This is a genomic window from Anoxybacillus amylolyticus (genome assembly GCF_001634285.1).
Classification (GTDB): Bacteria; Bacillota; Bacilli; order Bacillales; family Anoxybacillaceae; genus Anoxybacteroides; species Anoxybacteroides amylolyticum.
Map to the genome: position 1 here is coordinate 1140294 of NZ_CP015438.1, position 12209 is coordinate 1152502.

General features: G+C 43.0%; 12 protein-coding genes, 1 tRNA gene and 2 riboswitches. Of the genes, 5 read left to right on the top strand and 8 right to left on the bottom strand.

From position 1 onward, the window contains the following. Positions 1-67: 67 nt before the first annotated feature. The 3 genes from GFC30_RS05900 to GFC30_RS05910 all read right to left on the bottom strand — a co-directional run bounded on the left by GFC30_RS05900 (position 68) and on the right by GFC30_RS05910 (position 1814). Positions 68-496 carry a GNAT family N-acetyltransferase gene (locus GFC30_RS05900; RefSeq protein WP_066323325.1) on the bottom strand — a complete coding sequence of 143 codons (429 nt, stop codon included), beginning with the start codon at positions 494-496 and terminating at the stop codon, positions 68-70. Then, positions 496-1014, bottom strand: coding sequence for a YjcG family protein (locus GFC30_RS05905; protein ID WP_066323326.1), 519 nt, complete (start codon positions 1012-1014; stop codon positions 496-498). The genes GFC30_RS05900 and GFC30_RS05905 overlap by 1 nt, the downstream gene beginning before the upstream one ends. 71 nt (positions 1015-1085) lie before the next feature. Continuing rightward, positions 1086-1814 carry an alpha/beta hydrolase gene (locus GFC30_RS05910; RefSeq protein WP_066323327.1) on the bottom strand — a complete coding sequence of 243 codons (729 nt, stop codon included), beginning with the start codon at positions 1812-1814 and terminating at the stop codon, positions 1086-1088. A gap of 163 nt (positions 1815-1977) precedes the next feature. Next, positions 1978-2084: riboswitch (SAM riboswitch) on the top strand. 72 nt (positions 2085-2156) lie between these two features. Between GFC30_RS05910 and GFC30_RS05915 the strand changes: the two genes are divergently transcribed. Continuing rightward, entirely contained in the window at positions 2157-3260 is a 1104-nt protein-coding gene (locus GFC30_RS05915) for a methionine biosynthesis PLP-dependent protein (RefSeq protein WP_066323328.1), read from the top strand. Between the two features lie 4 nt (positions 3261-3264). After that, entirely contained in the window at positions 3265-4437 is a 1173-nt protein-coding gene (gene metC / locus GFC30_RS05920; RefSeq protein WP_066323329.1) for a cystathionine beta-lyase, read from the top strand. Positions 4438-4460: 23 nt separating this feature from the next. Here the strand turns inward: metC and GFC30_RS05925 are convergent, their stop codons facing one another. The 3 genes from GFC30_RS05925 to mntA form a co-directional block, all read right to left on the bottom strand. Further along, positions 4461-4997 carry an HD domain-containing protein gene (locus tag GFC30_RS05925; protein ID WP_066323330.1) on the bottom strand — a complete coding sequence of 179 codons (537 nt, stop codon included), beginning with the start codon at positions 4995-4997 and terminating at the stop codon, positions 4461-4463. Between the two features lie 94 nt (positions 4998-5091). Continuing rightward, complete coding sequence (gene hepT, locus GFC30_RS05930; RefSeq protein ID WP_066323331.1) at positions 5092-5502, bottom strand: type VII toxin-antitoxin system HepT family RNase toxin; 411 nt, start codon at positions 5500-5502, stop codon at positions 5092-5094. Continuing rightward, positions 5492-5887: a type VII toxin-antitoxin system MntA family adenylyltransferase antitoxin gene (gene mntA, locus GFC30_RS05935; protein WP_066323332.1), complete on the bottom strand. Its 396-nt coding sequence runs from the start codon at positions 5885-5887 to the stop codon at positions 5492-5494. Before mntA ends, hepT begins: the two co-directional genes overlap by 11 nt. A gap of 159 nt (positions 5888-6046) precedes the next feature. On the opposite strand from mntA, the gene GFC30_RS05945 reads away from it, so the two are divergent. The 3 genes from GFC30_RS05945 to GFC30_RS05955 all read left to right on the top strand — a co-directional run bounded on the left by GFC30_RS05945 (position 6047) and on the right by GFC30_RS05955 (position 10313). After that, positions 6047-6119: transfer RNA gene (locus GFC30_RS05945), tRNA-Val, on the top strand. A gap of 601 nt (positions 6120-6720) precedes the next feature. Next, positions 6721-6917, top strand: a riboswitch (cobalamin riboswitch). Positions 6918-6938: 21 nt separating this feature from the next. After that, entirely contained in the window at positions 6939-9269 is a 2331-nt protein-coding gene (locus GFC30_RS05950; protein ID WP_084256215.1) for a ribonucleoside-diphosphate reductase subunit alpha, read from the top strand. 12 nt (positions 9270-9281) lie between these two features. Next, positions 9282-10313: a ribonucleotide-diphosphate reductase subunit beta gene (locus GFC30_RS05955; RefSeq protein WP_066323334.1), complete on the top strand. Its 1032-nt coding sequence runs from the start codon at positions 9282-9284 to the stop codon at positions 10311-10313. Positions 10314-10517: 204 nt separating this feature from the next. On the opposite strand, the gene GFC30_RS05960 is transcribed toward GFC30_RS05955, so the two are convergent. Next, positions 10518-11165 (bottom strand): ATP-binding cassette domain-containing protein, encoded by a 648-nt coding sequence (locus GFC30_RS05960; RefSeq protein WP_066323335.1) that lies wholly within the window; start codon positions 11163-11165, stop codon positions 10518-10520. A 39-nt stretch (positions 11166-11204) separates the two neighbouring features. Then, entirely contained in the window at positions 11205-11879 is a 675-nt protein-coding gene (gene modB, locus GFC30_RS05965; protein WP_179946288.1) for a molybdate ABC transporter permease subunit, read from the bottom strand. Between the last annotated feature and the right edge of the window lie 330 nt (positions 11880-12209).

The following is a 12209-nucleotide window of genomic DNA, read 5'->3' on the forward strand; positions in this document are numbered from 1 at the left end:
GAAAAGGGAGAAGCGAAAGAAAAAAGTGAGAAGTCAGAGAAAGTCAATTAGGACCGTATGCACGGTCCTAAAGCGTTTTAATCATCGTTACGTGTGGAATACCAGCATCTAAAAAGATGTCGGAAACGGTTTCGTAGCCGAGTTTTTTGTAAAACGGCTCTGCATGAGTTTGCGCGTTTAGTTTTGCTTTTGTCGCACCATGTTGTTTTGCTACTTGTTCAATGTGCTCCATTAAAAGGCGACCGGCACCTGTTTTTCTTGCGTGAGGTAAGACGCAAATTCGTTCGATTTTCGCGGTTGTTTTATCCAATAAACGAAATCTGCCTGCACCGATTGGGTTCGTTTCGTCGTAAAGCACAAAATGAACCGCTTCGCCTTCGAACTGGTCGATTTCTTCTTCGAGCGGAACGCGTTGTTCTTCGACGAAGACGAGTCGGCGCACATAAAGCGCATCTTCATAAAGCGCCTCCTCTTTTTTTCCAAACATCACGTTCATTATGCATTTTCCTTTCCAAGCCGGAATGTTTCGTATACAGTCCAGGCGCCATCTTCAAGCTGATAAAGCAAATGGAATCGGTCAGCTGTTTCAGAAAAGTGGACGGTCTGCATTTTTAGTTGTCCGTAAACGTCAAAATATTCCCCATCGGATAAATCGCGCCCGATTGTAATATGTGGCACGAAAGCGAATTCTGGTTGGTCGGTGAAAATGCCGCTATATAATTTTTGATGTAGTGCCGTTAATGTTTCGTTGGGCTCGACTTTTAAATAAATAACAGTGTTTGACGGATAAAATGAGCTGAACTTCGTAATGGTTAACGGGATGACAGCCGTTTCCGCTGCGATTCGCTGCAGTTCTTGGACGATTTGGTCGATTTGCTGTTCATCTGCTTCAAACGCGCTTTTTAGTGTAATATGCGGCGGGATGAGCGCATAATGGCTGTCGTAACGTTTGCGATACGAATTGGCGAAATCTTGTACTCGTTTCGATGGAAAAATAGCAATACCATACTTCATCGGAATCCCTCCTTATTCGGTATTATTTAATTATAACAAAATTTTGAAAAGGATGACAGTGTGATCTTTCGTTAGAACGCAAGAATCGAAGCAAGCGCCTTCGGGAGATCTGGCTGCCAATATGTCCACGTATGATCGCCGGCAAATTCTTCGTACGTGTAGTCAAATCCTTTTTGTAGAAAACGATCGCGCACCTGTCGGTTTGGGGTGACAAAATCGCGAACCCGACCGTCCGTTGTTTTGACAGCGGTTTCTTCCGTGCCGATAGAATGGTACAGTTTGAGCAAATGCGGTTCGCTAAACTGTTCGACTTTTTCTAATATCATATCATTGATATATGGCGATTGCATCGCAATTTTTCCAAACGTATGTGGATATGTAAGCGCTGTGAGGAGCGATACCGTTCCACCGAGCGAATCGCCGATGAAAGAGCGCCCCATACCCATTTGATATGTCGGAAATTCACGATCGATTAATGGCGCAAGTTCATTCGCTAAAAATTTTACGTAAGCGGCATGCTTTGTTCCGTTTGGATGGTATTTTTCATACCGGTCATCCACATTCGCATACGGAATGCCAACGACAATCGTGCGGTCAATCGCACGTTCTTCCATTAGTTGTTCCACCACACGACCTATTTTACCAAACATAAAGTAATCTTTTCCGTCTTGCGCAATCAACACCGAATACTTATATAGCGGAGAAAACGTGCTTGGCAAATAAACTAATAGCGGCATATCTTCCCCTAATTCACGGCTATACACTGTCTGTTCCATCACAGTTCCTTTTTGAATAATCATCGCTTGCCCTCCAGATGTAAAATTCGTCTATTATTGTAGCATGTTCAAAGCATCTTACACTACATCTTACACTAGCTTAGAGATAAGAACAAAAAATTGCTTGCAAATTCCAAAAAAATCGTGTAAATTGATATAAAATCAGAAAATTCTATATAGTTATTCATTCTTATCAAGAGAAGCGGAGGGACTGGCCCTGTGAAGCTTCAGCAACCAGCCGGTATCGGCCAGGTGCTAAATCCAGCGAATTGGATTCAATTCGGAAGATAAGAAGAAGCGTATTTGTTTCGAGCAAAAAGCCTTCTTCTTAGAAGGCTTTTATTTTTTGGAAAGGAAGAGGAAATGATGAAAAATTTCGAGACATTGCTTGCGCAAATTGGCAATCGAAGCGAAACGGTGACAGGAACCGTTAATCCGCCTGTTTATTTTTCAACGGCTTATCGCCACGAAGGAATTGGACAGTCGACAGGGTTTGATTATATCCGTACAGGAAATCCAACACGAAAAATCGTCGAAGAAGCAATTGCCCAACTTGAAGGCGGAGACCAAGGGTATGCGTTTAGCTCGGGCATGGCGGCGATTCAGACGGTATTGGCGCTGTTTGAAAGCGGCGATGAGTTTTTAGTGTCCGCCGATCTTTACGGTGGTACATATCGGCTTTTTGAAAAAGGATGGAGAAAGTACGGGTTGTCATTTCATTATGTGGATTTTCTCGACATATCATTAGTGGAGAAATCGATTACAGAAAAAACGAAAGCGATTTTTCTTGAAACGCCGACGAACCCGCTTATGCAAGAAACAGACATTCGCGAAGTGGCTCAGCTTGCCAAGCGGCACGGATTGCTTCTCATTGTTGACAATACGTTTTATACGCCGGTCATCCAGCGTCCGATTGAACAAGGAGCAGATATTGTGATTCATAGCGCGACGAAATATTTAGGCGGTCATAACGATGTGCTAGCGGGTCTTGTCGTCGCTAAGGGAGAAGCACTGTGTCAACGGTTGGCTGAATACCATAACGCCATTGGAGCAGTGCTATCGCCGTTTGACTCATGGCTGCTAATTCGTGGGATGAAGACGCTCGCGTTACGGATGCGAAAGCATGAGGAAAATGCGAAAGTGATTAGCGAATTTTTAGCAGCGCATGAAGATGTGACAGACGTATTGTATCCAGGGCGAGGCGGAATGCTGTCGTTTCGTGTGCGCGACGAACGATGGGTGAACCGCTTTTTGCAAAGTTTGAAGCTCATTACATTCGCCGAAAGTTTAGGCGGGGTGGAAAGCTTTATTACGTATCCGGCGACGCAAACCCATGCCGACATTCCAGAAGAAATTCGTATCGCCAACGGTGTCTGTAACCGCCTGCTGCGCTTTTCCGTCGGCATTGAGCATGTCGAAGATTTAATTGCTGATTTGTCACAAGCCTTGGAAAAAATGAAAGAGGTGTAGTGAAATGGAAAAATCGTTTTCGTTTCAAACAAATTTATTGCATAACAAATGGAAAATCGATGAGCAGACGGGAGCTGTCAGCGTGCCGATCCAGCATGCGTCTACGTTCCATCAAGCCAATTTTGATGAGTTCGGAAAATATGATTACAGCCGCTCCGGCAATCCGACACGGGAGGCATTAGAAGAGACGATTGCCGAACTGGAAGGAGGAGTGCGGGGCTTTGCCTTTTCTTCCGGCATGGCCGCGATTTCCACGGCGTTTTTGCTTTTGTCAAAAGGCGACCACGTTTTGGTGACCGAAGACGTGTACGGCGGCACGTACCGGATGATTACAGAAGTATTGAGCCGCTTTGGCATTGAATACACGTTTGTCGATATGACGGATTTGCATGAAGTCGCTTCGCATATTCGCCCGAATACGAAAGTGATTTATGTCGAAACACCATCGAATCCGCTGTTAAAAATTACTGATATTCACGGCATTGTGAAGCTGGCGAAAGCGAACGGCTGTTTAACATTTTTAGACAACACGTTTATGACACCGGTCTTGCAGCGTCCGCTTGATTTGGGCGTCGATGTCGTGTTGCATAGCGCGACGAAATTTTTAGCTGGGCATAGCGATGTATTGGCCGGACTTGCGGTCGTAAAGGATAAAGAGCTTGCCGATCGGCTGTATAAGCTGCAAAATGCGTTCGGGGCGGTATTAGGCGTGCAAGATGCGTGGCTTGTGTTGCGCGGTTTAAAGACGCTTCACGTCCGCCTTGAGCAATCGGCCCAATCAGCGCTCAAAATCGCCAAATTTTTAGCGAAACATCCGAAAGTTGAGGCTGTGTATTATCCGGGGCTTTCGGATCATCCAGGTCATTCGATTCACCGATATCAAGCGTCTGGGTTCGGGGCGGTGTTGTCGTTTCACTTAGCGGATGAAGAAGCAGTTCGCACGTTTGTGCAGCATGTAAAAATTCCGGTATTTGCGGTCAGTTTAGGGGCGGTCGAGTCGATTTTGTCATATCCAGCGAAAATGTCGCATGCGGCGATGCCGAAAGAAGAAAGAGAGAAGCGGGGAATTACCGACGGCTTGTTGCGCTTAAGTGTTGGGTTAGAAGCAGCGGAAGATTTAATCGTAGATTTTTCAGAGGCGCTCACCTATGTCAAGACGTCAGAAGCAGTTTCATAGGCTAGGGGATGTGTCCACCTAGCCTATACAATGTCATCGAGCCGCTCGTTATGCATTTGGCGGTCGACGAGTTTGTCGAGCTGTTTTATTTTTTTCCAAGCAAGTGTTTCGTCGATTTTTCGGTAATGATGTTTGCCACCTAGTTCTTCGTCGGCTTCGTCGGCGAGCTTGATGATTGTTTGCAGCGGTTTTCGTTTGAATTCCCCTTCCGGCAGGTAGGAATCAGTATGCAAGAGAATAGCGAGGGCGATTTCTTTGGCGTTTTTCGGGTGTTCACCTAAGCGGATCAATAGCTTGTGCGCCCGCTCAGCGCCTTTGATGGCGTGGATGTCATTTTGCTTATATTGTTCGTAATCCCAAGTTCCGTTCGAATACCATTCATAATGGCCAATATCATGCAATAGGGCAGCTTTTGTCGCAAGATCGACGTTGACGCCATATTGCAAGGCGAGACGATATGCATGATAAGCCGTCGCGATCGCATGGGCGATCCCAGACCGCTTTAAATATTTTTGTGCCACCGGATGGGCAAACACGTCTGCTAGTGTGACGTATCTCATCAACATCCCCTCCGTTTCAAGTGTTTCTTTTCATCATATCACAAAAAGTGGAGCGAGGACAATGGGTGGGTGTCATCTTTATGCAAAATGATGCTTATTCGTGATAACGAAGGATAGCTTGGCTGAATTCGGTAAAGTCGGTTAAATGATGTTCCAAAATGGCTTGTAAAATGGTTAAGTTTAGTTGTTGATAATTGTGAACCGCGATGTTTCGAAAGCCGATCATTGCTTTCATTTTTTGCGCGAGGGAAGATGAAATAATTCCGTGTTCTTCCAATAGCGTAAACGCATCCCGGCTGTTTTGCGGAAGGCCAAGCTGTTTTTTCGATACGATGTGCATCGCGAGATCGATGCTTGCTTTGCACGCTCGTTGGAGATTGAGAATAATTGAATCTTGTTTTGTATCGTTTTGCAAATGATTTGGGTTATCTTCGTATTCTTCACGGATGCGCTTCAAGCATCGTTCGATGACGCTAATTTTATTCAAAATCACATCATTTTCCATAAACAGACCCGCTTTCGCTTATTTTTTTTAAGATGACCGAACGTTCTTCGTTTAACTTAGCGTACATTTTAAACGCTTTTAACTCAAATTCCATTCGTTTTTTCTCATCTGAGCAATAGATCACTTTTCCGGTATGGACGACTTGGGCCTGAAACACGGTGCTTGCTTGTTGAAGGTCGATAAGGTCTACTTCCCGTTTTAAGAGATCGGCGAGCTCTTGGGCGATCATAAACAGTTCATATGGATCTAGCTCTTTTTTATCGCTCAAAAAAGCGATATCAACATCGCTGTTTGGACGAACCGTTCCGTTGACAGTGGAGCCGAATAAATAAATGACAAACGGGGCTAATTTTTCTTTTAATACATGGACAATCGTTTTGCCAATCCCTCCTGATCTTTTGTTTTATTATACGATAATTGCCGTTTATCCTAGGCGTGGCGTAAAGAAGGAGGGGGGAGAAATTTTTTTGAAAAAAGTATTTGACAAATCACATGCTCGTCTATATAATAAGAAGTGTGTTCGATAGAGCACAGTGACAAATATGATTCCGTAGCTCAGCTGGGAGAGCGCTACCTTGACAGGGTAGAGGTCGCTGGTTCGAGCCCAGTCGGAATCATCGGAAGACCCGAGTTCTGTAGAAGAGCTCGGGTTTTTTATTTTAAGGTAAGAAAGTATTGAATCTACTTTTGTTCAAAAATCGAGCGCAACTTTTGGTGAAGAGCCTTTTTATTCTATAAATGCACATTGAAGTGTTAACATTTTTCGACTGTCGGGCGACCGAACAACACCGCTTCCAGACAAATGCATTTGTCTGTGAAGCGGTTGGTTGTTTGGTCCTCTGTCACGCGAAGGCGTGACAGAGGCAATCCTTTGGCTTGCCTCCGACAGTCAAAAAATAAGTTAAACTCTCCAGTTGTATATATAAGTTGAAATTTTGTTTTACATCCAGCTTACTACCTTCCACGTTATACCATATCAGCTCGTATTGAGATAAAAGCGGAAACGAAAAATCGGAAATTCTTTATTGCAACTTATATAGATATGTATCCTATTATTATTTTTTGCTCATCGGCTGTGTACAAAGGGCAAGCTCATCTTCTTTTTTCGTAAAAAAACATAGTTGAAATTTCCGCTTTTTTCGTTTATGATGGAAAAAGTACAACTACGAAATACAACATATTGTATTTTTATTTGTTAAGAAAACTATATATAGTAAGTAAGGAAGCCGCAAGCAATGGTGTCTGTTTGGACTTAATAGGGAATCTGGTGTGAATCCAGAACTGCCCCCGCAACTGTCAGTGCAGACGAAATGGGAGTGCCACTGTATATGAAAGCTTTATCGGCGCGTATACGGGAAGGGACCAAAGTAGGAAGAAGCACGAGTCAGGAGACCTGCCTTGCTTGTTTCGTTTCACATTCTTCGGGGATGGAGAAGATGAAACGATGGCGAGAAGGGGAGGTTGCACCCTTTTTGTGCTGTCGTTTCATCCACTCGATCCAGAGTGGATTTTTTATTGGAGGAGGATATGCAGTGGCGGTGAAGACGATTTCGAAACAGGAGATTGCTACATTTGTTCGCGAATGGACGAACGATTTTCCGAACTTGGAAACAGAAAGTTATGTGGAGCGCATATTTCGCCATTGGCAGGCGAAACCGGATTGGTTGTTAGAAGAATTGATAGACGTTTTCATTTTGGAAGGGTTGGCTCGTATTAGCGAACAAGAGCCGGAGTGGACATTTGTTTGTGCTAATTTGTATTTACAAACCCTCTACAAGCAAGCTGCTAAGCAACGTCGGTATGATCCGAGAGAGCGTTATGGTAATTTTTATGAGCTTATCACTTCGCTTGTCACGAAAGGAGTGTATGATCGTTCGCTACTTGACGATTATTCGAAAGAAGAAATCGAGAAACTCGGGACACTGATTGATCCGGAAAAAGACAAGTTATTTACCTATATCGGATTACGCACGCTTGCAGATCGGTACCTTGCACGCGACTATGAACGAAATCTTTACGAATTGCCGCAAGAACGGTTTTTAATTATCGCGATGGCGTTAATGGCGAAAGAGCCGCGTGAAAAGCGATTGTTGTTTATTAAAGAAGCGTATTGGGCGTTAAGTCATTTATACATGACGGTCGCCACTCCGACGCTAGCCAATGCGGGAAAAAGCTACGGGCAATTATCTAGCTGCTTTGTCGATACTATTGACGATAGCTTGCAAGGGATTTATGACAGCAATACGGATATTGCTAACCTTTCGAAATCTGGCGGCGGAATAGGGGTGTATCTTGGCAAAATTCGCAGCCGCGGCAGCGATATTAAAGGATTTAAAGGCGTTTCCTCTGGCGTCATTCCATGGATGAAGCAGCTAAACAATACAGCTGTCAGCGTTGACCAACTTGGACAGCGGAAAGGAGCGATTTCCGTCTATTTAGACGTATGGCATAAAGATATATTTGCTTTTCTCGATGCGAAATTAAACAATGGTGACGAACGGTTGCGTACGCATGATTTATTTACTGGTGTTTGCATCCCTGACCTCTTTATGGAACAAGTGGAAACTAGAGGAGATTGGTATTTGTTTGACCCGCATGAAGTTCGCAAAGTGATGGGGTTTAGCTTAGAAGATTTTTACGACGAAGCAAAAGGAAGTGGCAGCTTCCGTGAAAAATATTGGCAGTGCGTATACGATGAGCGGCTTTCGAAAGAAAAAGTACCGGCGATTGAAATCATGAAAAGTATCATGCGCAGCCAATTAGAATCCGGTACGCCATTTATGTTTTACCGCGATGAAGTCAACCGAAAAAATCCGAACGCGCACGTTGGCATGATTTATTGCAGCAACCTTTGCACGGAGATTACACAAAACCAAAGCCCGACGGTGATGGAAACACAATATACGAAAGATGGAAAAATTATCATTGAAAAAACGCCTGGGGACTTTGTTGTCTGCAATTTATCGTCTATTAATCTGGCACGTGCAGTGACGGATAACATACTAGAGCGATTAATTCCGATTCAAGTGCGGATGCTTGACAACGTTATTGATTTAAACCGAATCCCAGTGTTGCAAGCACAGCTGACGAACGAAAAATATCGGGCAGTCGGGCTTGGAACGTTTGGTTGGCATCACTTATTAGCATTAAAAGGAATTCGTTGGGAATCGAAAGAAGCAGTAGTTTATGCCGACGAGCTGTATGAAAAAATTGCCTATCTCACCATTCAAGCAAGCATGGAATTAGCGAAAGAAAAAGGGAGTTATCCAGCGTTTTGCGGCTCTGATTGGCAGACGGGCGCTTATTTTACGAAGCGCGGATACGAGGCACCACATTGGCAAAACTTAAAAGAACAAGTGGCGCAACACGGGATGCGTAATGGATATGTATTGGCAGTTGCTCCGAACGCATCGACCGCCATTATTGCCGGAAGCACCGCAAGCATCGACCCCATTTTTTTAAAAGTGTATGCGGAAGAAAAGAAAGATTATAAGATTCCTGTAACGGTGCCAGATTTAAATGAACAAACGACGTGGTATTATAAATCGGCCTATCATATTGACCAACATTGGAGCATTCGGCAAAATGCTGCTCGGCAGCGCCATATCGACCAAGCAATTTCGTTTAACATGTATGTCATGCATACAATTAAGGCAAAAGAATTATTACATTTGCACTTGGACGCTTGGAAGTCAGGAATAAAAACGACGTATTACGTCCGTTCTACCTCAAGCATTGTAGAAGAATGCGAATCATGCACAAGTTAAGGGGGAAAAAGGATGTTAGGGAGACGAGCAATTATGGATGCCGAAGCGCCGAACCGTTCGACGCGCATTATTAACGGCAAATGTTCCAATGTATTAAATTGGGATGACATTGCATATCCTTGGGCATACGCGAAATATAAGCGGATGCTTGCGAATTTTTGGACACCATTTGAAATTAATATGTCACAAGATGTGAAGCAATTTCCTCTGCTTACGGAACGCGAGCAAGAAGCATTTTTGAAAATTATCGGGCTGCTCGCCCTACTTGACAGCATTCAGACAGATTACGCCGGAAAAGTGGCTGACTACATCACTGATTCGAGTATTAACGCATTGATGATTATGCTTGCCCAACAAGAGGTCATTCATAACCATTCGTATTCGTATGTGCTTTCAAGCCTTGTCCCGAAGCAAAAGCAAGAGGAAGTATTTGAATTTTGGCGGCACGAACCGACTTTGCGCAAGCGAAACGATTTTGTGACGAACGGATACCGAGCGTTTGTCGAACAACCGACCGTAGAAAACTTTTTACAATCAATTGTTTATGACGTCATTTTAGAAGGGTTGTTTTTTTACTCCGGGTTCGCGTTTTTTTACAACTTGGCGCGCAATCAAAAAATGGTTGCTACAAGCACGATGATTAATTATATTAACCGCGATGAACAGTTGCACGTCGATTTGTTTGTAAAAATTTTCAAGGAAGTGCTGCGCGAATATCCAGAATATGATACACCAGAACTTGCCCATTTTGTGCAAGAAACGTTTAAAAGAGCAGCACAGCTCGAAATGGAATGGGCCGATGTTATTATTGGCAACAGCATGGATGGTATTCCGATTCAAGATTTGCATGACTACATAAAGTTTTATGCAAATGTCCGTTGTCATCAGCTCGGATTTGTACGTCCTTTTGAAGGATATCGCACCAATCCGCTTCGCTGGATTAAAGCGTACGAGGAAGTCGATTTAGGGAAATCGGACTTTTTTGAACAAAAATCGCGCCAATATACAAAAGTAAATGTCGATAACGGATTTGACGAGCTGTAAATTCTTATTTCAAAAAATGGATTTTTATGCCAAAATCACCTATTCACGAACGGTTTTTCCTGCGAAGGCAGGAAGCGAAGCTGAGTCATATAGGTTCTCATTCAAAAAGACGGATCATCGTAATGCTGAGCCGTCTTTTTGTTTTGGGACGAGGAGTTTTTATTTCCACCATGTGATTCGTTTGTGTCACTGTATTTCCTTTGGTTAAGTCATGGGGCGGTGTATTTTTCTTTCCTCATCACGAATGGTTCCATCTTGCACATATAAAATGCGATCTCCTAATTTTTTAGCTTCTTCGTACTGATGCGTGACTAGTATAATTGGGATGCGCCACCGTTCGTGGATACGTAATAATTCCTCATGACTTTTTGACCTTGTTTGGTTATCTAAAGCAGAAAATGGCTCGTCTAAAAGCAAGGCATCTGGCTCGGTAGCAATTGCCCGTATCATAGCGACTCGCTGTTTTTCGCCACCTGAAATTTCCACTGGATATTTTTCACTAAGTTGTTCAATTTGTAGTTCCTTCATTAATTCTTTTGCCAAGCGTTCGTTTTTCATACCATAAGCAATGTTTTTCCAAACCGTCATATGTGGAAAGAGCGCATAGTCTTGAAACACATAGCCGATATTTCTTTTATGTATAGGAACAACTATTTTTTTATTGTCGAATAACACCGTATTATTTAGTTGGATGGTACCAGTAGTAGGTTTACTTATTCCGGCAATACAATGTAAAATTGTCGTTTTTCCAGAACCGGAAGGTCCAAAAAGAACAACGATCTCGTTAGCTACGGAAAATTTTACGTTTAATTCAAAATGAGAGAGTTTTTTTTGGATATCGACGGTAAGCATGAGGCCGCCCCCTTTGCGTACGCAAATAAACTATCACGTTTATTTTGGTACATGTTTCATTATATTTTTTTTGCTCCACCAATTCAGCCACAAAATAGCGCTAAACCCTAGGCAAACAATAATGATCGTCCAAAATTTTGCTACTTGCATATTCCCTGATTCCACTGCAAAATAGATAGCTAAAGGAATGGTGTCAGTGACATTCGGAATATAGCCGGCGAGCATGAGCGTGGCACCAAATTCCCCAAGCGCTCGAGCGAACGATAAAACTAAGCCAGCTAACAGACCCGGCCATGCAAGCGGAAAGGATATCGTCCAAAACACTTTCCATTTAGATGCGCCCAGCGTATAAGCAGCATTTTCAATATTTAGGTCATATTGTTGGAAGGCTGCAGCTGCACTTTGATACATTAAGGGAAAGGATACGACGACGGATGCAATAAGAACACCGTACCAAGTGAAAGCGACTTGGAAACCAAACAAGTCAAAGAGTAATCGACCGATAAACCCGTTTTTTCCGAATACATATAATAAACCAAAACCGACAACGGTAGGAGGAAGTACGAGTGGCAATAAAATGATCGCTTCTATAATACTTTTCCCACTAAAGGAACTGCGGCTGATCCATCTTGCTAATACAACTCCAGTAATAAATACAATAAGCGTTGCGATTGTAGCAGTTTTAAAGGAAAGGATAAGCGGAGAATAATTCATATGGTTCATTCACCTTTTTAACATTCAGTTATTTTTATAAACTTTATAGGAAGCATAATGATAAAATGAAAGATAAGCGATTTGAGACAGATGTATCTTTTTATCCGAATCATTCATTTACCATTAAATATAAATCATCCTATTGAGGTTATCAATATATTATACAAAACTGCATTTATATAGCATGCTCTCCTCGAACAAGAACGCTTTGCGGGTAAATGTTATTTGCCTGTCGGCGTTCTTGTTCGAGGGAAAAGGCAGAAAAGCTTGTGTTCAGCCATAGGATTCTATGTTTTTTAGTAAAATAATGGATAATCGGCACTCTTGAAA